Source organism: Hyphomonas oceanitis SCH89 (assembly GCF_000685295.1).
GTDB lineage: Bacteria > Pseudomonadota > Alphaproteobacteria > Caulobacterales > Hyphomonadaceae > Hyphomonas > Hyphomonas oceanitis.
Genome location: NZ_ARYL01000030.1, coordinates 29,543 through 52,794 on the forward strand (window position 1 = coordinate 29,543; position 23,252 = coordinate 52,794).

General features: G+C 59.5%; 28 protein-coding genes and 1 tRNA gene. 16 read left to right on the forward strand and 13 right to left on the reverse strand.

The features are described from left to right. Positions 1 to 17: 17 nt before the first annotated feature. Positions 18 to 1,148, forward strand: a complete 1,131-nt coding sequence (locus tag HOC_RS15845; RefSeq protein WP_241767059.1) for an anhydro-N-acetylmuramic acid kinase — start codon at positions 18 to 20, stop codon at positions 1,146 to 1,148. Here HOC_RS15845 and HOC_RS15850 read toward each other — a convergent pair. After that, entirely contained in the window at positions 1,145 to 1,822 is a 678-nt protein-coding gene (locus HOC_RS15850; protein WP_034742076.1) for an alpha/beta hydrolase, read from the reverse strand. The genes HOC_RS15845 and HOC_RS15850 overlap by 4 nt on opposite strands. Positions 1,823 to 1,934: 112 nt before the next feature. Here HOC_RS15850 and HOC_RS15855 point away from each other — a divergent pair, with 112 nt between their 5' ends. The 8 genes from HOC_RS15855 to HOC_RS15890 all read left to right on the forward strand — a co-directional run bounded on the left by HOC_RS15855 (position 1,935) and on the right by HOC_RS15890 (position 9,260). Next, positions 1,935 to 3,080: a cysteine desulfurase family protein gene (locus HOC_RS15855; RefSeq protein ID WP_035540417.1), complete on the forward strand. Its 1,146-nt coding sequence runs from the start codon at positions 1,935 to 1,937 to the stop codon at positions 3,078 to 3,080. Next, on the forward strand, positions 3,080 to 4,642 hold the full coding sequence (gene sufB / locus HOC_RS15860; RefSeq protein ID WP_156950513.1) for a Fe-S cluster assembly protein SufB: 1,563 nt from the start codon (positions 3,080 to 3,082) through the stop codon (positions 4,640 to 4,642). The genes HOC_RS15855 and sufB overlap by 1 nt, the downstream gene beginning before the upstream one ends. 99 nt (positions 4,643 to 4,741) lie before the next feature. Further along, on the forward strand, positions 4,742 to 5,503 hold the full coding sequence (gene sufC / locus HOC_RS15865; RefSeq protein WP_035540419.1) for a Fe-S cluster assembly ATPase SufC: 762 nt from the start codon (positions 4,742 to 4,744) through the stop codon (positions 5,501 to 5,503). Then, positions 5,500 to 6,726, forward strand: a complete 1,227-nt coding sequence (locus HOC_RS15870; RefSeq protein WP_035540421.1) for a SufB/SufD family protein — start codon at positions 5,500 to 5,502, stop codon at positions 6,724 to 6,726. The genes sufC and HOC_RS15870 overlap by 4 nt, the downstream gene beginning before the upstream one ends. Further along, positions 6,723 to 7,946 (forward strand): aminotransferase class V-fold PLP-dependent enzyme, encoded by a 1,224-nt coding sequence (locus tag HOC_RS15875; protein ID WP_035540423.1) that lies wholly within the window; start codon positions 6,723 to 6,725, stop codon positions 7,944 to 7,946. Before HOC_RS15870 ends, HOC_RS15875 begins: the two co-directional genes overlap by 4 nt. 10 nt (positions 7,947 to 7,956) lie before the next feature. Next, the gene (locus HOC_RS15880; RefSeq protein ID WP_035540424.1) at positions 7,957 to 8,346 is read left to right on the forward strand and encodes an SUF system Fe-S cluster assembly protein; all 390 of its coding nucleotides are present in this window, start codon (positions 7,957 to 7,959) and stop codon (positions 8,344 to 8,346) included. Positions 8,347 to 8,381: 35 nt separating this feature from the next. Further along, a complete protein-coding gene (locus HOC_RS15885; RefSeq protein ID WP_035540426.1) occupies positions 8,382 to 8,741 on the forward strand; it encodes a HesB/IscA family protein in 360 nt (119 codons plus the stop codon). 30 nt (positions 8,742 to 8,771) lie between these two features. Then, positions 8,772 to 9,260: a DNA-deoxyinosine glycosylase gene (locus HOC_RS15890; RefSeq protein WP_035540428.1), complete on the forward strand. Its 489-nt coding sequence runs from the start codon at positions 8,772 to 8,774 to the stop codon at positions 9,258 to 9,260. Between the two features lie 11 nt (positions 9,261 to 9,271). On the opposite strand, the gene HOC_RS15895 is transcribed toward HOC_RS15890, so the two are convergent. From HOC_RS15895 to purC, 4 genes are all read right to left on the reverse strand, one after another. Next, positions 9,272 to 10,078, reverse strand: coding sequence for a lysophospholipid acyltransferase family protein (locus tag HOC_RS15895; protein WP_035540430.1), 807 nt, complete (start codon positions 10,076 to 10,078; stop codon positions 9,272 to 9,274). Positions 10,079 to 10,116: 38 nt separating this feature from the next. Continuing rightward, positions 10,117 to 10,725 carry a TetR/AcrR family transcriptional regulator gene (locus HOC_RS15900; protein WP_051624992.1) on the reverse strand — a complete coding sequence of 203 codons (609 nt, stop codon included), beginning with the start codon at positions 10,723 to 10,725 and terminating at the stop codon, positions 10,117 to 10,119. A 124-nt stretch (positions 10,726 to 10,849) separates the two neighbouring features. Next, positions 10,850 to 11,095, reverse strand: a complete 246-nt coding sequence (gene purS / locus HOC_RS15905) for a phosphoribosylformylglycinamidine synthase subunit PurS (protein WP_035540432.1) — start codon at positions 11,093 to 11,095, stop codon at positions 10,850 to 10,852. Between the two features lie 81 nt (positions 11,096 to 11,176). Continuing rightward, positions 11,177 to 11,950 carry a phosphoribosylaminoimidazolesuccinocarboxamide synthase gene (gene purC, locus HOC_RS15910; protein WP_034742042.1) on the reverse strand — a complete coding sequence of 258 codons (774 nt, stop codon included), beginning with the start codon at positions 11,948 to 11,950 and terminating at the stop codon, positions 11,177 to 11,179. Between the two features lie 174 nt (positions 11,951 to 12,124). Here purC and HOC_RS15915 point away from each other — a divergent pair, with 174 nt between their 5' ends. Then, positions 12,125 to 12,454, forward strand: coding sequence for a DUF1476 domain-containing protein (locus tag HOC_RS15915; protein ID WP_035540434.1), 330 nt, complete (start codon positions 12,125 to 12,127; stop codon positions 12,452 to 12,454). On the opposite strand, the gene HOC_RS21890 is transcribed toward HOC_RS15915, so the two are convergent. The 4 genes from HOC_RS21890 to HOC_RS15940 form a co-directional block, all read right to left on the reverse strand. Then, positions 12,444 to 12,950 carry a thioredoxin domain-containing protein gene (locus HOC_RS21890; RefSeq protein ID WP_084146391.1) on the reverse strand — a complete coding sequence of 169 codons (507 nt, stop codon included), beginning with the start codon at positions 12,948 to 12,950 and terminating at the stop codon, positions 12,444 to 12,446. The two genes, HOC_RS15915 and HOC_RS21890, sit on opposite strands and share 11 nt — an antisense overlap. 50 nt (positions 12,951 to 13,000) lie before the next feature. Continuing rightward, positions 13,001 to 13,999, reverse strand: coding sequence for a family 16 glycosylhydrolase (locus tag HOC_RS21470; RefSeq protein WP_051624993.1), 999 nt, complete (start codon positions 13,997 to 13,999; stop codon positions 13,001 to 13,003). A 136-nt stretch (positions 14,000 to 14,135) separates the two neighbouring features. Beyond that, positions 14,136 to 14,759: a 5-formyltetrahydrofolate cyclo-ligase gene (locus tag HOC_RS15935; RefSeq protein ID WP_035540442.1), complete on the reverse strand. Its 624-nt coding sequence runs from the start codon at positions 14,757 to 14,759 to the stop codon at positions 14,136 to 14,138. Positions 14,760 to 15,016: 257 nt separating this feature from the next. Beyond that, positions 15,017 to 16,084, reverse strand: coding sequence for an esterase-like activity of phytase family protein (locus HOC_RS15940; protein ID WP_162174881.1), 1,068 nt, complete (start codon positions 16,082 to 16,084; stop codon positions 15,017 to 15,019). Between the two features lie 142 nt (positions 16,085 to 16,226). On the opposite strand from HOC_RS15940, the gene HOC_RS15945 reads away from it, so the two are divergent. From HOC_RS15945 to HOC_RS15970, 6 genes are all read left to right on the forward strand, one after another. Beyond that, positions 16,227 to 16,691, forward strand: coding sequence for a winged helix-turn-helix transcriptional regulator (locus HOC_RS15945; protein WP_051624994.1), 465 nt, complete (start codon positions 16,227 to 16,229; stop codon positions 16,689 to 16,691). Between the two features lie 171 nt (positions 16,692 to 16,862). Beyond that, a tRNA-Gly gene (locus HOC_RS15950) sits at positions 16,863 to 16,937 on the forward strand. A 126-nt stretch (positions 16,938 to 17,063) separates the two neighbouring features. Further along, positions 17,064 to 18,461: a DUF6538 domain-containing protein gene (locus HOC_RS15955; protein ID WP_035540446.1), complete on the forward strand. Its 1,398-nt coding sequence runs from the start codon at positions 17,064 to 17,066 to the stop codon at positions 18,459 to 18,461. 211 nt (positions 18,462 to 18,672) lie between these two features. After that, positions 18,673 to 20,148, forward strand: coding sequence for a vWA domain-containing protein (locus tag HOC_RS15960; RefSeq protein WP_035540448.1), 1,476 nt, complete (start codon positions 18,673 to 18,675; stop codon positions 20,146 to 20,148). Between the two features lie 370 nt (positions 20,149 to 20,518). Beyond that, the gene (locus HOC_RS22590) at positions 20,519 to 20,686 is read left to right on the forward strand and encodes a hypothetical protein (protein ID WP_206741590.1); all 168 of its coding nucleotides are present in this window, start codon (positions 20,519 to 20,521) and stop codon (positions 20,684 to 20,686) included. Between the two features lie 32 nt (positions 20,687 to 20,718). Next, a protein-coding gene (locus tag HOC_RS15970) for an IS3 family transposase (RefSeq protein WP_241767061.1) occupies positions 20,719 to 21,857 on the forward strand; the annotation gives its coding sequence in 2 pieces (ribosomal slippage) (positions 20,719 to 20,977 and positions 20,977 to 21,857; 1,140 coding nt in all). 65 nt (positions 21,858 to 21,922) lie between these two features. On the opposite strand, the gene HOC_RS22210 is transcribed toward HOC_RS15970, so the two are convergent. The 4 genes from HOC_RS22210 to HOC_RS15990 form a co-directional block, all read right to left on the reverse strand. Then, positions 21,923 to 22,111 (reverse strand): hypothetical protein, encoded by a 189-nt coding sequence (locus HOC_RS22210; RefSeq protein ID WP_156950515.1) that lies wholly within the window; start codon positions 22,109 to 22,111, stop codon positions 21,923 to 21,925. Positions 22,112 to 22,146: 35 nt separating this feature from the next. Continuing rightward, the gene (locus HOC_RS15980; RefSeq protein WP_035540453.1) at positions 22,147 to 22,464 is read right to left on the reverse strand and encodes a DUF736 domain-containing protein; all 318 of its coding nucleotides are present in this window, start codon (positions 22,462 to 22,464) and stop codon (positions 22,147 to 22,149) included. Between the two features lie 4 nt (positions 22,465 to 22,468). Further along, complete coding sequence (locus HOC_RS15985) at positions 22,469 to 22,705, reverse strand: DUF2274 domain-containing protein (RefSeq protein WP_035540455.1); 237 nt, start codon at positions 22,703 to 22,705, stop codon at positions 22,469 to 22,471. A 14-nt stretch (positions 22,706 to 22,719) separates the two neighbouring features. Continuing rightward, positions 22,720 to 23,252 (reverse strand): TraB/TrbI/VirB10 family type IV secretion system protein (locus HOC_RS15990; RefSeq protein ID WP_035540457.1); only part of this gene is annotated, 533 nt, incomplete at its 5' end.

Genomic DNA, 23,252 nt, shown 5'->3' on the forward strand with positions numbered 1-23,252 from the left:
CACGGAAAGCGGGACTCTTGAACCATCCAATTCACGATCAGGGGCCGCAATGGGTGGCGGGGTTCATGTCGGGAACCTCACTGGATGCAACAGATGCGGCGCTGATCCTGACGGATGGAGAGCGGGTACTGGAGTTCGGGCCGGTCGCAGAACGCAAATATACGGTGCGCGAGCGGCAGGCTTTGCAGGACGCGACGGATGCTGCGCGGGCCTGGAACTGGACAGGTGCGGCGCCGGAAGACGCTTTTGAAGCGGCACGGAAGGTGATTACCGAGACCCATGCCGAGGCCTTCGAGATGCTGCGGGATGGGGCGGGACGGGGTATTCCCGGACCGTTGGCGGGTATTCACGGGCAAACCGTGCTCCATCGGCGGCCCAGACCTGGGCAAGTCGGGGCCACTTTGCAGCTGATTGATGCGATCGCGCTTCAGAAGGCGCTGGGCGTGACGCTGGCCTATGATTTCCGGACGGCGGATGTGGCTGCAGGCGGGCAGGGCGCGCCACTGGCGCCGGCTTATCATGGTGCACTGCTGGAGCGTGCCGGGGATGGCGCGAGCGCGGTGCTGAACCTGGGCGGGGTGGCAAACATCACGGCGCGTATGGCGGATGGGACGTTGTTTGCGTTTGATACCGGACCGGCGAATGGGCCAATCGATGAGTGGGTCGAGGGGCATGGCAAGGGCACCCATGACGTGGGCGGCGCCTATGCGGCGGCTGGACGGGTTCACGAGGGGCTTTTGGGGCAGTTGATGGACCATGACTGGTTCCAGGAATTGCCGCCGAAGTCGCTGGATCGCTATGACTTCAATGCCAGCATGGCGCGGGGACTATCACTCGAGGACGGTGCGGCGACGCTCACAGCCTTTTCGGCCCGCGCGGTAGCGGCCGGCGTCGCACAGCTGCCCGATATTCCGGAGCGGGTGATCGCTTGTGGGGGTGGGCGGCATAATCCGGCGCTGATGGCGGCGCTGGCGGAGGCGCTGCCGTGCCCTGTTCTGAGCGCAGAAGAGGCTGGCTGGCGCGGGGATTCGATTGAGGCGGAGGCGTTTGCCTTCCTGGCGGCGCGGACTGTGCGCGGCTTGCCGATCAGCTGGCCGACGACAACGGGCGTTCCGGCCGCCATGACGGGCGGCCGGGTGCTCGGTTAGTCTTTTTCAGCTTCGATGCGGAGTTTTTCTTCAGCATCTTCAAGGCGCTGCAGCAGGTATTGCTCGCAGAGGCCGATCAGCTCGTCGCGCTTGTCGACGTAGAAGTGGTTTGCGCCTTTGACGCGGGCGCGTTCGATGACTTCGCCCTTCTGGACGCGCACCTTGGTGAGAGCACGCTCAATGTCTTCCGGGCTCGCGATGGCGTCATTGTCACCATTCACGATCAGGCCGGAGGCCGGGCAGGGCGCCAGGAATGACAGGTCATAGTGGTTGGCCGGGGGTGAAATGGCGAGGAAGCCATCGATTTCCGGGCGGCGCATCAGGAGTTGGAGCGTGATCCAGGCGCCAAAGCTGTAGCCGGCACACCAGACGTAGCGAGGGCTTTCGCTGAGGTTCTCGATATAGTCGAGGACGTAGGCGGCGTCTTCAAGTTCGCCGATGCCTTGGTCATAGACACCCTGGCTGCGGCCGACGCCGCGGGAATTGTAGCGCAGGACGCCAAAACCGTGACGCTCGAACATTTGGTAGAGCATGATCGAGATGGGGTCCTGCATCGTTCCGCCCGCTTTGGGGTGGGGGTGAAGGACAAGCGCAATAGGTGCGCCAGGAAGCGGCGGCTCTGTGTAGCGCGCTTCGATACGGCCCTGTGGGCCCGGAATGATCAGTTCTGCCATGACACCCTCGGTTTAAATCTCTTGTAAGGGCGCGGTCATAAGCCAAATGGACTGCGAAATGCAAATTTTTCTGCAGGTGCACTGTGGGGCTGGAGCGAGTATACCTGAATCCATGATTTATGCTGACCACAATGCGACGGCCCCGATGCGCCCTGAAGCGCGGGAAGCCATGCTGGCGGCGCTCGACTTGGGCGCGACGAACCCCTCCTCGGTGCACACCAAGGGGCGGGCGGCGCGCGCGGTCGTGGAAACGGCGCGTATGCAGGTGGGCGGCGCCATCGGTAGCCGGGCTGCTGATGTGATCTTCACGGGTGGCGGCACGGAATCGGATGCGCTGGCTGTGCAGGGGGTCGTCGATGCGCTTGAAGGGCGTTGCACCTTGATTGTCTCGGCGATTGAGCATGAGGCGATTACAAAGTCTGCGGCACATTCCGGTGCGCCGGTTCAGACGGCCTATGTCACGGCAGCCGGGATTGTGGACGTGGAAGACCTGCGCACGCGGATGGCTGACTGGGATTCTGAAGCCCATGGCACGCCTGTTTTGTGCCTGATGCTGGCCAACAACGAGACCGGGATCGTCCAGCCGGTTGCCGACGCGGCTGCCATTGTGCGTGAGGCGGGTGGCCTCACGATCTGTGACGCGGTGCAGGCCTTGGGCAAGATTCCGGTCAATGTGGGCCTGTTGGGCGTCGATTACCTGTCGGTTTCAGCCCATAAGATCGGTGGGCCGCAGGGCGTTGGCGCCTTGTGGCATCGGGCCGGGGCACCGCTGAAAGCCATTCTCTATGGGGGCGGGCAAGAACGGTCCTTGCGGTCAGGCACGGAGAATGTGGCTGGAATTGCGGGTTTTGGCGCGGCTGTTGAGGCCGCCGTTCGTGATTTGCCGAAATATGCGGCGCTGGCGAAGCATCGTGATGCGATGGAAGCGCGCCTGAAAGCTGAGGGCGATGTGGTCGTGATTGGCGAGGACAGCCCGCGCCTTGCTGGCACATCAAACTTCGCGCGCGCTGGCTTTCGGGCCGAAACGCAGGTCATGGCGCTGGATCTGGCGGGCGTGTGTGTCTCTGCAGGTTCCGCTTGCTCTTCGGGCAAGGTCAAGCGATCCCTCGTGTTGATGGCCATGGGTGCATCTGACGCCCTTGCGGAATCAGCGATACGCACCAGCTTTGGATGGAATAGCGAACCCGCCGATTTTGACGGCGTGGCGAATGCCTGGCTTGAAGCAGCCCGGCGAACGGTTTTGAAGGAGAAGGTGTGATGGACTGCTGCGGCGGCACCACCGAGCACGAAGACGACTGCGGAGAGGTCAAGGTCAAGGACAGTATCGACGCGAAAACCGTCGAAGCTGCCAAGGCCTTGGAATCCGAGAACTATTCGGCAGGATTCGCCACGACGATCGAGACCGATTTTGCGCCAAAGGGCCTTTCGGAAGACACGATCCGCTATATTTCGGCAGCCAAGAACGAGCCCGAATGGCTGCTGGAATGGCGCCTGAAAGCCTATGAGCGCTGGCTGACCATGGAAGAGCCGACCTGGGCGATGGTTCGCTATCCCAAGATCGACTACCAAGCCTATTACTATTACGCGGCGCCGAAAGCCGGGGCGAAATATGCCTCGATTGACGATGTGCCGAAGGAAATCCTTGAAACATACGAGAAGCTGGGCATCCCGCTACGCGAGGCTGAAGTGCTTCTCGGCGTGGAAGGCGCGGTCGAGACCGCGGCCGAGGGGCGCGAGAAGCCGCGTGTGGCCGTTGATGCCGTGTTTGACTCGGTTTCGGTGGCGACGACGTTCCGCAAGGAGCTTCAGAAGGCCGGCGTGATCTTCATGTCGATCTCCGAGGCCGTGCACGAATATCCGGACCTGGTGAAGAAGTATCTGGGCACTGTGGTGCCCCAATCCGACAATTTCTTTGCGACGCTGAACAGTGCGGTGTTTTCGGACGGGACCTTTGTTTACATCCCCAAGGGCGTGCGCTGCCCGATGGAGCTGTCGACCTATTTCCGCATGAATGCCGAGAACACAGGCCAGTTCGAACGGACTTTGATTGTTGCCGATGAGGCGGCCTATGTGTCCTACCTTGAAGGCTGCACAGCGCCGATGCGCGACGAGAACCAGCTGCACGCAGCGGTCGTCGAGCTGGTGGCGCTCGAAGATGCCGAGATCAAGTATTCGACGGTTCAGAACTGGTGGCCGGGCGACGAGGACGGCAAAGGCGGCATCTTCAATTTCGTGACCAAGCGCGGCGATTGCCGGGGCGACCGGTCGAAGATCTCATGGACGCAGGTCGAAACTGGCTCGGCCGTGACGTGGAAATACCCGTCCTGCATCCTTCGCGGCGACGACAGCGTGGGCGAGTTCTACTCAATCGCGGTCACCAATGGCCGCCAGCAGGCCGATACGGGCACGAAGATGATCCATCTCGGCAAGCGCACGAAGAGCCGGATCATTTCCAAGGGTATTTCGGCGGGCAAGTCAGACAATACCTATCGCGGGCTCGTTTCGGTGAACCGGAAGGCCGTGAATGCGCGTAATTTCACCCAGTGTGACTCGCTGTTGATCGGCGAGAAGTGCGGCGCGCACACGATTCCCTATGTCGAAAACCGCTGCGCCAGTGCGCAGCTGGAGCACGAGGCGACGACGACGAAACTGTCGGAAGACCAGCTGTTCTATGCCCGTCAGCGCGGGATTGCCGAGGAAGACGCGGTGGCCCTGCTGGTGAATGGGTTTGTGCGCGATGTGCTGCAGCACCTGCCGATGGAATTTGCTGTTGAGGCGCAAAGCCTGCTGAAAGTGAGCCTGGAAGGCAGCGTTGGGTAGGCATCTGGCCGAAAACGGCTGGATTCAGCCGGTTCGACACATGGTGTTTCTCTGTCGCGGGGGCTTTCCCTTGGGGGCCGGGCAGCTTACATGCGCCCTATGTTGAAAATTACAGACCTGAGCGCCACGGTAGGCGAAGATTCCGAAGCCAAGACCATCCTCAATGGCCTGTCGCTGGACGTGCCTGCGGGCGAGGTCCATGCGATCATGGGGCCAAACGGGGCGGGCAAGTCGACCTTGTCCTACGTGCTGACTGGCCGGAGCGGTTATGAAGTGACCGGCGGCAGCGCCACGCTCAATGGCGAGGACATTCTGGGCATGGACCCGGAGGAGCGCGCGGCCAAGGGCATGTTCCTGTCATTCCAGTATCCGGTGGAGATTCCGGGCGTACCGGTGATGACCTTTGTGCGCACGGCCATGAATGCCCAGCGCAAGGCGCGTGGCGAGGCCGAGATTTCCGCGCCGGACTTCATCAAGAAGTCGCGTGATGTCGCCAAGATGCTGAACCTTGATGCCGAGATGCTGAAGCGGCCGGTGAATGTCGGCTTCTCGGGCGGCGAGAAAAAGCGGCTCGAGATTTACCAGATGATGATGCTGGAGCCGAAATTCCTGATCCTCGACGAGACGGACAGTGGCCTCGACATTGATGCGCTGAAGACTGTGGCCGATGGCGTGAACGCGATGCGCGACCCTTCGCGCGGCATGCTGGTGATCACGCATTATCAGCGCCTGCTCGACTATATCAAACCAGACAAGGTGCACGTGCTGGCCAAGGGGCGCATCATCAAGACGGGTGAAGCCGACCTTGCGCTGCGCCTTGAAAAAGAAGGCTATGACGGAGTTCTGGGAGAGGCGGCGTGACCACCGCCCTGCGTGACTTCATCAAGAACCCGACGGCGGCCGAGCTGGAGCTGGTTGCGCGCTACGGCATGCAGCCGGAAGATGCGCGCCGTGAGCGGGCTTTTCTCGCATTTGCCGAAACGGGCCTGCCGCATCGGCGGATGGAGGGCTGGAAGTGGACTGACTTCAAGGCGGCGCTGAAGGCCCTTGAGACGCCTGCGGCGGCTTCTGCGAAAGATCCGTTGCCGGATGATGGCGCGCTTGTCTTTCGCTTCACGCCCAAGGGCTTTGAGGCGCCGGCCAAGCTGCCGGATGGCATACGTATGGTGGTGCAGCCGGGCGTGCAGGCTTTTCCGGGAGCAGAAGATGTGCCGATGGGCGCATTGGCTGCAGCGCTGGCGGGCGGCGGCAAGCGGCCAGCGACGCTGGCATTTGAAATTACGTCAAGCGAGGCACCGCGTCTGCACTTTGTGTTTGAAGGCGCGGGCGAAGCGAGCTTTGCGCGGATCGTCTTCCTGGTGAGGTCCGGCGCTTCGCTGACTTTGACGGAGAGTTATCTTGGTGGTGCTGGCCTGACGGCTTCTGTGCTGGAATTCGATCTGGAGCGGGGCGCCAAGCTCAACCGCACGATCTTCCAGCGGGGCGGGGCCGGCGAGGCGCTAGCCGTGACCGGCATTGCGCATCTGGGCGCTGAGGCGGAGATGACACAGACGACGCTTGCATTCGGCGCGAAAGTTGCGCGGATGGAAACGCGGGTTGTGCATCAGGCGTCAGGTTCGAAACTGAACCTGAATGCCGCCTACCTTTCCGGCAAGGGCTTCCACGCTGACATTACGACCAATGTGCGCCACGGGGCGCCATCTTGTGTGACACGGCAACTAACCAAGGGCGCCGTGCTCGATGGCGGCACGGGCGTATTCCAAGGTAAGTTCTTTGTGCCGCGCAAGACGGGCCAGCACACGGATGCCGATATGCAGCACCAGGCCCTTTTGCTGGAAGACGGTGCGCAGGTGTTCGCCAAGCCCGAGCTGGAAATCTACGCCGATGACGTAGAGTGCGCGCATGGCAATACGTGCGGCGCCTTGGACGATGCGCAGATGTTCTACCTGCGCCAGCGCGGCATTCCCGAGACGCAAGCGCGGGCGATGCTGACGGAAGCATTCATTGCCGAGGCGCTGGGCATGGCTGATGAAGCCGTGCGCGATGTGTTGCTGGCTGAGGCGCAGAACTGGCTCTCGTCATGACGCGGCCGTTTGATGTTTCCGAGATCCGCAAGGAATTTCCGATCCTGTCGCGGCAGGTGAACGGGAGACCGCTGGTCTATCTGGACAATGCGGCGAGTGCGCAGAAGCCGAACGCTGTGATCGACGCGATCGCGAACCAGAGCCGCACGGCCTATGCGAACGTTCACCGAGGAATCCACACGCTATCGAACGAGACGACGGAGGCCTACGAAGCCGGGCGTGAAGCCGCGCGTGGTTTCTTGAACGCGCCCGACACACACGGCATCATTTTCACGAAGGGTGCGACCGAGGGGATCAATCTCGTGGCATCGGCGCTGGCGGGAACGATCCAGCCAGGCGACGAGATCGTTCTGTCGGTGATGGAGCACCATTCGAACATCGTGCCGTGGCATTTCCTGCGCGAGCGGCATGGCGCCGTTCTGCGCTGGGTGGGGCTGCATGAGGATGGCTCGCTGGATATGGACGCGCTGCGTGGCGCTGTTGGCCCTAAAACTCGCATGGTGGCGATCAGCCATATGAGCAACGTGCTGGGCACTGTGAATGATGTCGCGGAAGTCGGACGCATCGCACATGCCGCTGGGGCGCGCGTGCTTTTGGATGGGTGCCAGTCCGCTGTCCATATGGGCGTTGATGTACAGGCGCTGGATTGCGATTGGTTCGTTTTTTCAGGGCACAAGCTGTACGGGCCGACAGGGATCGGCATCCTCTATGGCAAGGCCGATGCGCTGGCCGAGGCGCGGCCCTATCAGGGCGGCGGCGAGATGATCGAGACGGTCAGCATGGACCGGATCACGTACAATGAAGCGCCGCACAAGTTTGAGGCCGGCACGCCACCTATTCTCGAGGCGATCGGGCTTGGCGCTGCGATTGGCTGGTATCGGCAGTTTGATCAGGCTGACGTCGAGGCGCATGAGCATGCTTTGTACCAGCGTGCGCTTGAGGGTCTGCGCGGCATCAACGGACTGCGAATCCATGGTGAGGCGCCCGGCAAGGGCGCAGTGCTGGCCTTCAGTCTTGAGGGTGCGCATCCGCATGACCTCGCCCAGATCCTTGACCGCTATGGTGTGGCGATCCGTGCAGGCCACCATTGCGCCCAGCCATTAATGACCCATCTAGGTGTTAGTGCTACGGCACGTGCGAGCTTTGGAATCTACAATACAGAGGCCGAAGTGGACGTATTCATTGAGGCGCTGGAAAAAGCGCGCGGAATGCTGGTATAGAAGGTCAGATATGGCAGACGACATGACCACTCGCGACATGGTTGACGTATCCGAAGACGCGGATGCGGCCCCTTCGGCGATTCCGCAGGATGAACTCAACCGCATCACGGACGCCCTGATTGCGTCGTTCAAGACCGTGTTTGACCCGGAAATCCCGGTGGATATCTACGAATTGGGCCTGATCTACAAAGTCGACATCGATGACGACCGCAAAGTGGACGTCGACATGACGCTGACAGCGCCAGGTTGCCCGGTGGCTGGCGATATGCCGGGCTGGGTCGAAACGGCCGCCAGAACTGTAGAAGGTGTTACGGACGTCGAGGTGCGACTGACGTTCGATCCGCCATGGGATCCATCGCGGATGTCAGACGAAGCGCGCCTCGCGCTGAACATGCTTTGATTGAATCATAACCCAACGGACCCTATCTGTAGCCCATGGCCAGAAGACCCCGCCCGAAACCCGTGACCCTGACTGACGCCGCTGCGGTGCGCGTCAAGGAGATCATGAATGAACGCGGCGCAGGCTTCCTGCGTGTTGGCGTCAAGAATGGCGGCTGCGCGGGCATGGAATATGTCATGGATTATGCCATGGCGCCTGAACCGCTCGACGAAGTGGTTGAGGAAAATGGCGTGACGATCCTGATCGACGCCAAGGCCGTGCTGTTCCTGCTGGGTAGTCAGGTCGACTACGAGACCACGCTGCTGCACGAGAAATTCGTGTTCAGGAACCCGAACCAGACAGATGCATGTGGTTGCGGCGAGAGCGTGACGATTGTGCCGGCGGTTGACGCTTAGGTCAGTGATCCGGCCTGATGTGGGGCTGAGATGATCATCCAGAGCTTTGCACCTATCGCCGCGCCTGATGCGGAAATTCTTATTCTTGGGAGTATGCCTGGTGTCGCTTCGCTGGAGGCTAACCAGTATTATGCTCATCCCCGGAATGCCTTCTGGCGCATCATGGGTGAGTTGTACGGGGCCGGCCTTGAACTGCCCTATGACGTGCGCCAGTCCGTCCTGAAATCCAGGCGCATTGCCGTGTGGGATGTCCTTCAGTTCTGCAAGCGCGATGGCAGCCTCGACTCCAATATCAAGGAAGAGGTGCCGAATGACTTTGCGCAATTCTTCGCAGCGCATCCGCACGTTCGACGGGTGGGGCTGAATGGCGGCAAGGCTGCAAAGAGTTTCGAGAAGTATGCGCGGCCTTACTTGCCGACATCGGCGATTGCTCTGCCCCTTCCGTCCACAAGTCCCGCCTATGCGGCCAAGCGTTTCGAGCAGAAATGTGCGGAATGGCAGGCGGCCTTAAGAGGCTGAAAAAGTCTGCCTCAAGGCTTCTGGAATGCCGCCAGATTATCGGGTGTTGGCTTTGCTTCCATGCCCTTGGGGGGATCGGGGATCACGGTTGCGCGAACGGCAGGACCGCCGCGCACTTCGGCCACAAGCTCTGCTGTACGCGATTCGATCGCATTCGTGAGGCGGGCCATGAATTCGTCTTTGTCGAGACCGGGCGGAATTGGCTCCAGGAATTCGATGGTCGCCGTGCCTGGCGTCTTTTGGGTTTCCTGCTGGCGCCAGAACAGGCCGATATTCGTGGCGACCGGCACGACCGGTACACCCATCGCTTCCGCCATATGCCAGACACCCGGCTTGTAACGGAAATGGTAGTCCACGGGCGCGAGGTGGCCTTCGGGATAGATCAGGACGCGGCGGCCTTCCTTGCGGGCGGTCTCCATACCTTCACGCAATGACTCAGCCTTGCGCTCCCCACCGCCGCAGGTGTCGATGACGATGGCGCCGAGCTTGCGCAGGATGCCGCCCACCAGTGGGAACTTCTCCAGATGGTCGCCTGTGACGAAGGCGAGATTATTCACTTCCGGATAGATCAGGTAGCCGTCGCCCCAGCTTTGGTGCTTGGCGGCGATGACGAAGGCGCCCTCGGGTAGCCGATCCCGGCCGCGCACTTGCTTTCGGATGCCGCCGAAGATGCGGAGGTTCCAGTTCATCGCGCGCGTATAGCTACGGATGATGATCCTGACAGGACTACGGCCTGGCAGGGCCAGGAAGGGCAAGGATACCAGGACGTAGATGACTGAGAGCAGGTAATAGGTGACTGTAAACAGGAAGCCGCGCATGAAACTGAGCCTTCTTGAGGGGGCGATGCCGTTTTCGTCTAGCCGGAATAGAGCACGGCGAGGATGCCCTTGGTGAAGGCATCCTTGTGCTGCGAGAGAGGGCCGGGAAGGCGGTTGTAGATCTTGTTCTGGCCCGCCTGCATGATGACGCCGAGCGCCATGGCGGCCTTCACGGCCGGGTCGCCCTTTGGGAGGGTTCCGTCCTGCATCAGGCCGGCAATGACGCGTTCCGTGATCGAGACGGGGTCGTCTTCGCGGCGTTTGTCATAAGGCAGGTAGCGATTCAGCGAGACGAGATGGAACGAGAAGAGCAGGAAGTCTTCGTCGGCAAGCTGGCAATAGGCCGAGACGGCGGCACCAACTTTTTCGTCGAGCGTTCCCTCCGCTGCCAAGGCTTCCATCATCATCTTGCCGAGACGGTTGTGGGTTTCCATGAACAGGGCCAGCGCGAGCTCGTCCTTGCCCTTGTAATGACGATAAAGTGCGCCTTCAGAGACGCCGGCCTGCTCGGCAATTTCGCGCGTCGTAGCGGCATCAACGCCTTCATGGATAAAGAGTTTGAGCGCCGCGCGTTCAATCTTGGGGCGCGCATTGCGGGCACGGGGTTTCTTGGGGGGCTCGCGGGAAGGTGCTGGTGAGCGCGGCATGTCGGCAGTCCTTATCGTTACCTGACATATAGCAGTTCGCCCAAATCCACGCAAGTGAATAATCGCTCACTTGTGACTCTGTGTTATGGCTGTGCCATGGCGCTGGGTGAGGGACTGGACCTCGCTAGGAGGCGAATTCGACGCGGTAGCTTTCGATGACGGTATTTGCGAGCAGCTTCTCACACATTTCCTTCACGCGCTTCTCTGCGGCTTCGGAATCGAGCGTGTCGTCGATATCAAGCTCGATGACCCGGCCAATGCGGGCCGCTTCGACTTCCTTGTATCCCATACGTGTCAGGGTGTCGGCTACGGCCTTGCCTTGGGGATCAAGAACGCCGGACTTGAGGGCGACGTGGACAATGGCTTTCATCGGGCAGGGCTCCGTTAGGGTGAGTCGCGCTCCGTTTAGCGCACTCCGGTTCAGAATGGAACGCGTTGGCTTGCGTTGCGCCTACTTGCCGCCGGTGAAGCTGACCACGTTGTCCGTTTCGCCGGATTCCTTGATGATCCCGAGGCGACGCGCGACTTCGGCATAAGCCTCGGTCACACCGCCAAGGTCGCGGCGGAACCGGTCCTTGTCGAGCTTCTCGCCGGTGTCGAAATCCCAAAGGCGGCAGCTGTCAGGGCTGATCTCGTCAGCAAGCAGGATGCGGGGCATCTCGCTGTCACCTTCGAAATAGCGGCCGAACTCCAGTTTGAAGTCCACGAGGCGGATGCCGACGGCTGCGAACAGGCCGGACATGAAATCGTTCACACGCAGTGCAAGGGAGATGAGGTCATCATACTCCTGCGGGCCGGCCCAGCCGAACGCCGCGATGTGCTCTTCGGTCACGAGTGGGTCACCGAGGGCGTCGTCTTTGAAGTAGAACTCGACCATCGGGCGGGGCAGGACCTGGCCTTCCTCGATGCCGAGGCGCTTGGACAGGGTGCCGGCGGCGATATTGCGCACCACAACCTCGAGCGGGATGATCTCGACTTTCTTGATCAATTGCTCGCGCATGTTGAGGCGGCGGATGAAGTGTGTCGGGATGCCAACAGCGCCAAGGCGGGTCATCATGAACTCGCTGATGCGATTGTTCAGGACGCCTTTGCCATCAAGGACGGCCTTCTTCTGCGCGTTGAAGGCTGTGGCGTCGTCCTTGAAATACTGGATCAGGGTACCTGGCTCAGGTCCTTCGTACAGGATCTTGGCCTTACCCTCATAAACGACGCGCTTTTTCGACATTCGACAGAGCCCTTCCATGGGTGATCAAGGGCCCCTAGCGGCTTGGAATCGCCATCATACCCTCTAGCCCGCGACTGTTACGCCAAGTCGCACCGATAAACAATTATTGCGCACACCTCTTGTGGCACCCTATATGGGCCCAAATCCGGAAATTCTCGCTGAAAGGCCCCTTCCATGAGCTCATTTGACGATCGCGAACGCGCAGAAGAGGCGAAATACGCTCTCGACCAGGAAACCCATTTCAAAGTCCTGGCCCGCCGTAACAAGCTGCTGGGCCTTTGGGCGGCAGACCTGATGGGCCTGATGGGCGATGATGCTGAGGCTTATGCCAAGACCGTTGTCTTGTCAGATCTCGAAGAAGCTGGCGAAGAGGATGTGTTCCGCAAGGTGCGCGGCGACTTCGACACGGCCGGTATTGATCGGACCGACGCCCGCATTCGTGAGCAGATGGCGCAGTTGATGCCCGTTGCCCGTGAGCAGATCATGAAAGACATCAAGGCATAGGATCGGCACTTGCCCGCGCATTCATTCGCGGCGGGCAATTCGTTCCTTTTGGTCTTCTGGCGCCTGCACTTACGCGGGTCGCCAGGATGACGCTTTCCTGTAGCAGATCAGCAATCTGGTCCGTTGCCAGGGCTGATGTGATACAGGTCAATGGTTCGCCATTGTCGGCGGCAACTATGACGGCGATGCCAGCATGACCGCCATACCAATCCCAGAGATAGGCCACGTTGTGGGATGCTGTGAGCTGATGGAGGCGCTCCATGAGGGCAGTATTGGCTATGTCATCTCTGCGCGTAAGCTCCGTTTGATCCAGATTGACCAGGATTGCTCCGCGATCCTCAAAGCGCTCAACAGCATCGTGCAGACGCGGATCGAGCATTCGACAAACCGGACACCAGTTGGCGGTGAAGTTAATCACCTTGATCGTGGGGTCAGCGGCAGCTGGTAGGGCACAGGCCAGCGTAACCAAGATGATTGTAAGTAATCTTTCGCGCATGCCCTCAGATTAGCCCGCTCTGGTGCCGGCTGAACAGCCTAAAGCTCAGGCTAGCGTGTCAATTGGGCCGTCACGAGCCCGGCGTGTTTTGGGCGATTCGGCAGGTAAAGATCGCTGCAGGCGCGCGTGTTGTCGCCTAGTGGGGCAAAGGAAATGCAGGAGTAATGGGCCGCCGCGCCTGATTCAAAGGTAGGCTTGCCTGTCCAGCCGGTGATGAAGGGCTTGCCAGCCCAATTGTTGAAAATGATGCTGCCCGCCGTTCTCGGCACGAAGGCGTCGCCTTCGACCGTTTTGTAGTAGGGCTTGCCGTCGACGTACCATGTGATGCCTTCGGGGCTCCATTCAAAGGCATAGAGGTGATCGGCTTCCGAAGCGTCGAATGGAAGGTCGAAAGTTGCTGAAGCGCCTGTCTTGCCCTTCCGGAAATAGTTGAAATGGATGCGCGAAGTATCGAGACCGAGAAATTCGATATCGATTTCGTCATGAGCCGTGCCTTCATAAGACCCCGTATAGGTGAAGAATGAAGAGACAAGGCCAGAGCCCTTCGACGGACGCATGACAACTTCATAGCGGCCATACCCATAGGTGTTGACCGTCTTCATCTCGGCGCCTGTGAAGGGGCCAGAGCGCGATTGCTCATGATGGACCTCAAGGTCTGCGCCCTCAGCGGTTTGCTTGATGTTTTTGGGTGACCAGTCGCCGCCATAGTGACCGTCCGGGTTTGCGAAATCTGACCGATAGAAAAACGCATCATTTTGCGCATCGCCGAGCAGGGAGATGAATCCTGGCGATGACGGTATGAGCGCGGCGCGCTTGGTCGGAACTGGGACGGGGCGCGTTGGTGTAGCGGCAGGCGTTTCCACTATAGGAGCCGATGGCGTCTGTTTCGGCTCGATCTGGTCGATTGGTGCGGGAACGGCCGCTTCCGGTGCGGCGGGATCGATCTGAGCCACGCTTATTTCGATGTCCGCGCGCGGCTTGACGGCATTCAGGGTTAAAATGCCAAAACTGCACACTGCAACCAGCATGGACATGATGAAAATGTCCATTTGCGAGCTGCTGCTTGCACCGATTTGATTTTGTTCAGAATTATTCAACTTTTCGCCGCGCTATTCAGGTTAATCGTTCCCTAAAATAGCAAGAATTGCGCCAAGTCGTATGATTAACAACCCCTTGTGCTGAGGTTCAGGCCGCGCCGGGGCCGGCGTCGTTGGAATTCAACGCCTTCATATTGCGCATCATGAATAGTGGCACGGAGCCGATCGGCGTCAGGGCCCAATCTAGAGGCTGATCGTGTGACTCCGAAGGGACTGAGTCGATTTGTTGAGCAGGATAGGCGAGCGCGCAGGCAAATGCGCGGCCAGCAGAGCGCAGGGAGCTGATCGCCCGGTCATAGTGGCCTTTGCCATAGCCCAGACGGTTGCCCATGGCATCGAAGGCCAGCAGCGGCGTCAGGATCAGCGTCGGATTGACCTCAGGCGCATCCATTCCCGGTTCTGAAAGGCCGAAAGGGCGGCGTTCGAGCGGCTCGCCAATGGACCAGAGGCGCCATGTCATACGGCCATCATCCTCGATACGCGGCAGGCACAGTTCAGCGCCTGCACGGCTGAGGCGCTGCATCAGAGGAGCCGGGTCGATTTCTTCGTTGATGGCAACATAGCCCGCCACAACAGGTCCGTAGCGTTCCAGCAATTTCATTGGAAACAGGTCTGCCAGCTTGTCAGCGGCATCAGGGTCGCGCGCAGCGGCTTCGGCTCGCAGGGTGCGCATGCGGTGGCGGAGTTGTGTCTTGTCGGGAGCCTGGGACATGATCAGAGCCTTAACGCGGGTCTGTGCTCACGTCACCCAGCAATAATAGCGCACAAGAACCACAGTCGTCGCTGGGCATATTCACTCCCGTCAACCTAGAGACTAGGTGGGCGCCGGGTGAGCCCAGACCAGGGTCCGAACCAGAATGCCAGCTCCCTGACGATGAGTAAGGTCGCCGGAGATCAGTCCCATTGCGGGCGCCGCAGCCCTTGTGCAGCGTCAGATGTAGGCCTCAACGGCGTCGAATGTAAGAGCGTTTATTCGGAGGATATGTCGACATCGAAGGCGTAAAGCAGCGTTTGCTGTTTTCCGGAGAAGTTATTGTCGGAAATCATCCAGATGCGAAGCCTGCCCTCTGCACCAATTTCACCGGCTACGCCTTCGAAATTATCAACCAGCATGGGCCTCTTGAGCTCAATCCGCTCGTCTGATGTCGACCAGGTGATAATGTTTCGGTTGCCCCGGATGGGATCATAGCTGCGATACAGCGTAATGATGATGGGCGATTTGGATGAAACGGGGACTTCGTCACGGCCCACAAAGGAGTAGCCGCGTGGGTTGGCGGCATCCTCGCCTGTAAGCTTGCTCGTACCGTTCGCAAAGACCTCGCCCATAGGCGATGGCCCGCCAAACAGGCTTTCAAGGCCATAGGTCAGGATTCCATCACGGGAGATGGAGAGTGCCTCGGCGCCCTGATTTTCGTCAATCGGTTTGCCGTTTGCCTCAGCCGGAAGTTTTGCGACAAGCGCAGCACGTGCGGCTGCACCGCAGTTTTCCAGATCAAAAGCCTCAAGCCGGTGATTACGCTCGAAGCTCACAATGGCGAGCCCATCGCGATAGGCGAGGCCTTCAGAATCGCCCTCTGCCTTGCCTGACAACTGGCCCCCATCCTGCCCCAGCATATAGGCAAGCTCGCCAGTGCCATCCGGGTGGCCGTCAGTCATACCCAGCCACACGAAAGCGCCGACATCGGAAATGGACAGAAGTTTGCCATCCGGGAGTGTCTCGAGGCCGGAAAGGCCGCCAAAATTGGTATTATCGGATGTCAGGCTCCATCCGCCAGCAAAAGTCGCCACATCTGGTAGTGGCGGATTGGCGTCTTCATCGTTCAGCGAAACGGGCGTCGCGGTTATGTCCAGCGAAAGAGGCGCCCCAAAGCGTGTGCCGGCTGGGCATGATTCCTCGCGCAAATTGCGGGAGGCAGATTCGAAGCTCCAAAGGGCCGTCGCAGGCGAAGGCTTAGTAGCAGCCGTTTCTGCGATTTCCGGCGCCGCACAGGCGCCTATCGACATGAGCAGGAGCGCGATGAGGCACGTTTTTTTCATCTGAAAAGCCATCGGTGAAAAGGAATTCCTGATCCAGCCTCTCCCATTCGAAGGCGACAAATACAAGGCGCAAATCGCGAAATTTGCGTGACGGCCACGAGAGGTCTGGATTTAGAAAGCGAACCCATACAAGAGAGTCTCAATGACGCAGATTCCTCTCGCCCGCCGCTCACCGATTCCACCGGAAAGCTGTAACCTCGCCAGTGCTATCGAGGTTGTAGGTGACCGCTGGACGTTATTGATCCTTCGCGCTGCCCTGTACGGTGTGCGGCGCTTCGATGACTTTCAGGCGGAACTCAAATGTCCGCGGACAGTCCTGTCCGGGCGCTTGAAGGGGTTAGTTGATGCCGGCCTGCTGGTGAAGCGTCCCTACAAGGCGCCAGGTAAGCGCGCACGGCCGGAATATACGCTTTCGGCCATGGGACTCTCCCTGCGACCTATCCTTATCGGGCTGACTCAATGGGGCGATGCGTGGCTGGGTGTCGGGGAATCGCCGCCTATAAGCTTTACCAAGGCGGGCACGAAGGCAGCCATACGTGCTGCTTTTGTCGATGCGGATGGGAGGGAAGTCCGTCCGGACCAGATTCGGACCGTGATAAGGGGCTGAATCCCGTCGATCCGGGCGTGCCTTGCCCGATGTGTATCGGCTGTTTCAGATCAACGCGGGAGAAGTCCACAAATTGTGCAGCGTTAGGCCAACTATCCGCTTGCAAAGCCGGGCATGATGCGCTTTATCACGCCTCTCGGCGGGGGTTCCTGCCGAGTACCAATTCAGGATGCGGGCGTAGCTCAGTGGTAGAGCACAACCTTGCCAAGGTTGGGGTCGAGAGTTCGAATCTCTTCGCCCGCTCCAGAATATTTTCCAAAAAGATAAGTACAATCAAAGCCCTAGCGGGCCCATGGCGCTCGTTCGCTTGACGTTGACCCGATTTTTCCCTACAAATATCCCTACTTATTTCCCTACAATCAGGATTGAGTCTTGGATAAAGAGAACCGGCATCTGAAGGCCAAACTGGGTTACTGGCACTATCAGCGGCGGGTCCCGAAACGCTTCCAGGATTTCGATGGGCGCGGTGTTATCGAATGCTCCCTGCGCACCCGATCTCTCGAGATTGCGCGGCTCAGGCGCGACGCGATGGAAGAGTCCGATGACCTCTACTGGGCCATGCTGTCAGGCCGGGCAGACGACACGTCCAGTCCTGAAAATCTCGCCTTCCAGATCGACCAGGCCCAGCGCCGGTACAAGGCAGCCCAGGCCCGGGCGCTCGCCCGCGGCTTTGTCTATGCCCCCATCGAACAGCTCGCGAACCAGGCTGACCTTGATGATCTCGTCGCGCGCATCCGCCGGGTCGATGTTGCAGATGCCGGCAAGCCCAGCCGCTCGGAAAAGGTCGAGGCCGATGCCCTCCTCGGGACGGTCCCGCCGCCGCCCGTGACCGTCTCGGCAGCGTTCGAGACCTATTGCTCGGACATTGCGGCCAGCGAACTCATCGGCAAGTCGGAAACCCAGGTGCGCGCCTGGAAGAAGACCAAGCGCCGCGGCGTCCAGTATTTCATTGATGTCGTGGGCGACCGGAACATGCGCGACATCACCCGCCAGGACGCCCAGCAATACTATAACTGGTGGAAGGACCGGGTCCTGCCCAAGCCGGGCCGGGCGGCTCTGAGCACCAAGACGGCCAATCGGGACGTTGGCAACATGCGCCTTCTTTACAGCGCTTATTTCAAATATATCGGCGAAGAAGATCGGCCCAACCCGTTCCGTAACCTCACCTTCAAGGACCGCCAGTCCACAGACGTTCCGCCATTTGAAGAAAACTGGGTCCGCGAGAAGGTGCTTGCGCCCGGCGCCCTGTCCGGCCTTGTCGGCGACGCCGACCTGATCCTCTTCGCCCTCATCGAAACTGGCTGCCGCCCTGGTGAGATCGCAAACCTCCTCGAAGAAGATATCCACCTCAAGGACAACGTTCCCTACATCTCGATCCGGCCAAAGAAGGACCGCGAGATCAAGACCGTTTCCTCGATCCGGGATATCCCGCTCGTGGGTGTGTCGCTGGAAGCGCTTCGTCTCGCCCCGAAAGGATTTGCGCACTACCGTGACAAGCCTGACCTCCTTTCGGCCAACCTCATGACGGCGTTCAAGTCACGCGGCCTGTTCCCGAGCCCGGCGCACAAGATTTATTCGTTCAGGCATTCGTTCGAGAAGCGCATGCAGGAGGCCGAACTCGATTACGGGTTCCGGTGTATGATCATGGGCCACGCCAACTCAAGGCCGGCCTATGGCGATGGGGGATCGATGGATTATCGCCGCGATCAGCTCATGAAGATCGCGCATCCTGTTCCTCACGGCTGGGCAAGCGCATTACGACGGCGGTGATGGTCGTGGTGGGCGCAGAATTATTCCGAAATCGATCGTAAGCGCTTTTGGTCAAATATCCCGAAAGCAGCCGTCCGCGTTTTGGCTCCATGATCCCAGGAACTCGGCGATTACATTCTACCTTCACTGTAGTCTGTTTCTCGAGCACCTTGGGATTAGCGGCTTGACGAGAACGTAGAGGGAACACATACTTCGCGCAGCGGGAGGAACGATGCGCGCTTTGGTTGTTGTCCTGGGCTTGGCCCTGTGGTCGATACAAGCTGGTTGGGCGGAACCAGTCTACTTCGTGATCGACGCGTCCGGGTCTATGGATGCGGATGAGAGAGCCGATGCAATTGCGTTCGTCGCCGAGACAAAGGAGAGTCTGGTTCAGGGCTCGCGCACGTCTACCACGTTCTTTGGTTCGGCCGAGAATGGTGGAAATTGCGGCTCGGTCGTAATCAACCCATTGATGCCCGTGATCGAGGACGTCCCTGACAAATACGATCCGGGCAATTTCACTCCGGTGGGCACAGCGCTCCGAGCAGCTCTCGATGAGGCCGCGGCGAACGACGGTCGTGTGATCGTTGTCTCAGATGGAGCGGACACGTGCGAAGTGGACGTCTGCGAAGTGGTTCGCCGGAATCTGCGTCGGCATCCTACAGCTCGACGTCCAGAGTTCATGCCCATCGGAGCGTCCGACGAGACTATCGACGCCTATGGATGCTTTGTATCCGCGGTTGCGTCGAGCGCCTTAGGGATTATTGCCGCCCCGATGAGCCAGCCGAAGGACACTCCGGTATCTTGGGTGTTTGGCCTCATGGTTCTATGTGCACTGCTGATGGGGTTGTCTGTGGTGTTGGGGATCAGAGCCATGGAGGCCCGCGCTCGGGACTTGAAAAAACAGATCAATACACTCACCGAGACTGGAACGGCCTGTGTCAGTGAAGTGAGCAGGTGGCGCTACGCTTGGGCAGTCGTGCCAGCTGTGATGTCCGCGATGATAACTCTGCTGACGGCCTGGCTGGCAACGGAAAACTTTTTCCTCGGGTGGGATCATGTATGGTGGTTCGTGAACCTACCATTTGGATCGATGTTGCTTCCGGCCGTTTTTGTCGGTTTCGCCGGTTGGGCATTGCTTGAAATGTGGAACATCGATGCAATCGGCAGGCAATTCACCGAGGCCAACGTTAAGGTTCAGCTTGAGAAGCAGCGCAAAGACGAACGGAAGACGGTCGCAGAAGCAAGAGCTGCTGAAAGGGAGCAACGGCGTCAAGAGCGAGAAGCTAGCAAAAGAGCAGAGTACTTAGCGCGCATCTCGGACTCAAGTGCTGCCGCGCGTAAGCGACAAAACGAGTTTCTTGCAGAAATATCTTTAGGATCGACCAACGCCGAAGTATCAAATACGGCGGTAAAGCTGAACGCCATCACCGACGCGATTGAGGAATTGATCGCCGGAGTCGAAAGCAATCAGATTTTATCATCGTTTTCTGATACGCCCCGGACTGACTACCCTACCATTCTGAACCGGCTTTTGAACCGGAATCTCATTACCGCTGACGTCTACTTTGAGCTGGACGAAATATTCAAGGAGTGGAGCAGGCTCCTCTCTGGTCGAATTGAGATCAAAAGCATCAGTGAGCGGATTACAGAGTTTGATATTCGACGCCTGAGGCCGCGATCCCCGCCCGATTCATCAAGCCGCTAGTCGCACGAGTACTGCCTTGGCGTGTGACGCGTCGTTTTTCAGAGATAAAACAGGCGCGTCGCCAACGAATATGCAATTTGACCGATCCCGAAACCAGGAACTCACATTCCTAATGCTCGGTTTTGCGCCCACAGCTGTCGTCAGGATCATCCCAAAACCGGTCGTTAGGGCTTGAACTGACCCAAAGCAGCAGTAAATCCGCCGTTCGCGAACCAACCCGCGACCGTCAATTTGGGCCACTAGCGGACGTTAAAAACCAAATGGCTGGGTGGCAAAGACCCGCCAAAGACGGACGTTTCCATCCCATGGCTCCAGGTTTGGAATGCGCTCCTTTGGGCCAATCATTCCTGTGCAAATCCTATAGGCGTGATTGATTCCAACTAATGATTGCGGCAACTTCATCACCATGAGCGTCTCGGACGATATAAAGAAAAACGCGGCCGATACCTTCGGCCAGAAGTGGACGGTGCGTGACGGATCGGTCGTGCCGGCCGCTAGTGATCTTGGTCTGCATCCGGAAAAGTGGTCCGGTATTTGAGTTAGTTCCGGCTTCAGATATGGAGCTGAGACATGGGCAAGAGAGCCAAGCCTGAAGAGATCATTGCGAAGCTGCGGGAGGTGGAGGTTCGCCTGGCCCGTGGTGAGACGGCTGCCACGGCTGCGAGAGCGGTCGGCGTGACGGAGCAGACCTATTACCGCTGGCGCAAAGAGTATGGCGGCCTGCAGGTCGACCAGGCCAAGCGGATGAAGGATATGGAGAAGGAGAACACCCGGCTTCGGCGTGCTGTTTCCGACCTCACGCTCGACAACCAGATCCTTCAGGAAGTCGTGCGGGGAAAGTTCTAAGCCCTTCACGTCGTCGCATTGCGGTCGATCACGTGGTGGAAGGGCTTGGCGTCTCCGAACGCCGGGCGTGCCACGTGATCGGCCAGCACCGCTCGACCCAACGCAAGCAACCTATCCGGCGAGACGATGAGGAAGCCCTAACATCGGCTATTATCCACCTGGCTGAACGGTTCGGTCGGTATGGGTATCGCAGGATCACCGCCTTGCTCCGCGCCGATGGATGGCATGTGAATGAAAAGCGGGTCTATCGCATCTGGCGACGTGAAGGGCTCAAAGTACCAATGAAACAACCGAAGCGCAGCCGCCTCTGGCTGAATGACGGCTCCTGCGTGCGGCTACGGCCAACGCACAAAGGTCATGTCTGGTCCTATGACTTCGTCCAGGACCGCACCCATGATGGCAAGGTCTTCAGGATGCTGTGCGTGATCGACGAGTTCACCCGGGAATGCCTTGCGATCAGTGTCGCGCGCAGACTGAACTCGCGAGACGTGCTTGATACGCTGGGCGAGTTGTTCGTGCAGCATGGAGCGCCGGAGCACATACGTTCCGACAATGGTCCGGAGTTTATCGCCACGGCCTTACGAGACTGGCTCGGCCGTATCGGCGTGAAGACCCTCTACATAACGCCAGCAAGTCCATGGGAAAACGGCTACTGCGAGAGCTTCAACTCCAAGCTCCGTGACGAACTTCTGGCGAGGGAAATCTTCTATGATCTGCGCGAGGCAAAGGTCCTCATCGGGGCTTGGAGACAGCACTACAACACGGTACGTCCGCACTCATCGCTCGGCTACAAACCACCGGCACCAAAAGCCGTCTTGCCCGCGGCGTTCATACCGCCTTACTATGGAGGTGTAGCAGCATGAACGCCGCTACGTGGAAACCGCCGGACTAATAAAACACGCGGACCACCTCGAAGGGGCAGGCCAGCTCACAGCGTGCGCCTGCTATTTTGCAAGTGTGCGGACAATCTCCTGCGGCGCTGCTTGCGGATGCCGAGTTCGCGTTCAAGTCGCTCAAAGACGGGCCAATAGGCATCGCCGTACCTGTCGATAAGACGGGCAAGGCTGCTGAGACTGGTCTCGATCTCCTGTTCAGTGACCTGCTGGCCTTTGTCCATGAGCTTTGCTTTCTATTTCCTGCCTTGGTGCTCGCCTAGGCTGAGGCCTTTGCCCGGTTCCACACCATGACGCCGGTGCCTTCTTTCTCGTTCTCGAAGAAGGCGGCGCGCACGGGCGCGGCGAAACTCGGATCATCGAGTTTGACCGCGAGGTAGGCTCTTTCACCATCTTTGGAATCCTGCCGCCAGGCGGCGCCGAGTTCCGCGCCGCCGGCATAGAGCCGGAAATCCGGTGCGCCGTCGCTGCCCTTGTCCTTGTTGGGGATGAGCTGGGCTTTGACATTGATGGTCATGGTCCGGATGGTCCCGGTATAGCTTCCATCTTTCGCGGTGAAGGTGCCGATCTGAGCCATGGGCCTAGTCTCCTGTGCTGGTCTGTGTGTTGAGGGCGCGGCGCGCCCGTTTGAACCCGGCATCATTGCCGAGAAAGTTTTCGAGCATGGCGGGGATCAGCACTTCCGGCTTTTCTTCCGCGTCATAGGTCTGACGGTAGATTTCAGCATAATCGGTGAGGGCTGCGGCGAGCTCGGGGTCGACCGCGATGCTCATGCGCACAGGGGTGCGGTCCGGAAGTTTGTCGAGACGAAGAGACATGGGGGCGCTCCTGTTCATTGCGGTCTGAGTATGAGGTCGCGCGTGACGACCACGCGGACAGGCCAGCCGGGGCGGACCCTGATCGTGGGCTGGATGCCAAGATTGCGTTCGACGACGCGCTGCCCGGCCTGATTGACGGTGTCGGTTGTGCCCCGGCGGATCGCGCGTTCGATATCGCCGTCGCCTTCACTTCCCAGTTCAGCGCCGACGCCAAGGATCGTCGCGAGACCAGCTGCGACGAACACGCGGTTCCAGTGATGATCTGTTCTGTCAGCGAGGCCTGCATAGCCCTGCGCGTCTGCGCCGGGCGCGGAAATGGAGATTGACGCTCCATCCGGGAAGATGATCCGGTCCCACGTAACCAGAGCGCGGTCCTGGCCGAATGACACTTCAGACTGGTAGCGGCCAATGAGGCGCGAGCCCTGCGGGATCAGGACGTATTGTCCGGTGACGGTGTCGTAGACCGGCTGGGTGACCTGCGCGACAATCGTGCCCGGCAGGTCGCTGTTGATACCGGTTACGAGGCTTGCCGGGATGAGTGTCCCTG

What these genes read in the sequence shown, in the direction of transcription:
- HOC_RS15935 (WP_035540442.1), bottom strand. Translation starts at nt 14,759, where the DNA reads ATGTCCCAGGCTCCCGACAAGACACAACTCCGCCACCGCATGCGCACC.
- HOC_RS15915 (WP_035540434.1), top strand. Translation starts at nt 12,125, where the DNA reads ATGAGCTCATTTGACGATCGCGAACGCGCAGAAGAGGCGAAATACGCT.
- HOC_RS22210 (WP_156950515.1), bottom strand. Translation starts at nt 22,111, where the DNA reads ATGGACAAAGGCCAGCAGGTCACTGAACAGGAGATCGAGACCAGTCTC.
- sufB (WP_156950513.1), top strand. Translation starts at nt 3,080, where the DNA reads ATGGACTGCTGCGGCGGCACCACCGAGCACGAAGACGACTGCGGAGAG.
- purS (WP_035540432.1), bottom strand. Translation starts at nt 11,095, where the DNA reads ATGAAAGCCATTGTCCACGTCGCCCTCAAGTCCGGCGTTCTTGATCCC.
- HOC_RS21890 (WP_084146391.1), bottom strand. Translation starts at nt 12,950, where the DNA reads ATGCGCGAAAGATTACTTACAATCATCTTGGTTACGCTGGCCTGTGCC.
- HOC_RS15940 (WP_162174881.1), bottom strand. Translation starts at nt 16,084, where the DNA reads ATGAAAAAAACGTGCCTCATCGCGCTCCTGCTCATGTCGATAGGCGCC.
- HOC_RS15895 (WP_035540430.1), bottom strand. Translation starts at nt 10,078, where the DNA reads ATGCGCGGCTTCCTGTTTACAGTCACCTATTACCTGCTCTCAGTCATC.
- HOC_RS15980 (WP_035540453.1), bottom strand. Translation starts at nt 22,464, where the DNA reads ATGGCTCAGATCGGCACCTTCACCGCGAAAGATGGAAGCTATACCGGG.
- HOC_RS15855 (WP_035540417.1), top strand. Translation starts at nt 1,935, where the DNA reads ATGATTTATGCTGACCACAATGCGACGGCCCCGATGCGCCCTGAAGCG.
- HOC_RS15880 (WP_035540424.1), top strand. Translation starts at nt 7,957, where the DNA reads ATGGCAGACGACATGACCACTCGCGACATGGTTGACGTATCCGAAGAC.
- HOC_RS15875 (WP_035540423.1), top strand. Translation starts at nt 6,723, where the DNA reads ATGACGCGGCCGTTTGATGTTTCCGAGATCCGCAAGGAATTTCCGATC.
- HOC_RS15945 (WP_051624994.1), top strand. Translation starts at nt 16,227, where the DNA reads ATGACGCAGATTCCTCTCGCCCGCCGCTCACCGATTCCACCGGAAAGC.
- HOC_RS15960 (WP_035540448.1), top strand. Translation starts at nt 18,673, where the DNA reads ATGCGCGCTTTGGTTGTTGTCCTGGGCTTGGCCCTGTGGTCGATACAA.
- HOC_RS15850 (WP_034742076.1), bottom strand. Translation starts at nt 1,822, where the DNA reads ATGGCAGAACTGATCATTCCGGGCCCACAGGGCCGTATCGAAGCGCGC.
- purC (WP_034742042.1), bottom strand. Translation starts at nt 11,950, where the DNA reads ATGTCGAAAAAGCGCGTCGTTTATGAGGGTAAGGCCAAGATCCTGTAC.
- HOC_RS21470 (WP_051624993.1), bottom strand. Translation starts at nt 13,999, where the DNA reads ATGGACATTTTCATCATGTCCATGCTGGTTGCAGTGTGCAGTTTTGGC.
- HOC_RS15885 (WP_035540426.1), top strand. Translation starts at nt 8,382, where the DNA reads ATGGCCAGAAGACCCCGCCCGAAACCCGTGACCCTGACTGACGCCGCT.
- HOC_RS15900 (WP_051624992.1), bottom strand. Translation starts at nt 10,725, where the DNA reads ATGCCGCGCTCACCAGCACCTTCCCGCGAGCCCCCCAAGAAACCCCGT.
- sufC (WP_035540419.1), top strand. Translation starts at nt 4,742, where the DNA reads ATGTTGAAAATTACAGACCTGAGCGCCACGGTAGGCGAAGATTCCGAA.
- HOC_RS15890 (WP_035540428.1), top strand. Translation starts at nt 8,772, where the DNA reads ATGATCATCCAGAGCTTTGCACCTATCGCCGCGCCTGATGCGGAAATT.
- HOC_RS15985 (WP_035540455.1), bottom strand. Translation starts at nt 22,705, where the DNA reads ATGTCTCTTCGTCTCGACAAACTTCCGGACCGCACCCCTGTGCGCATG.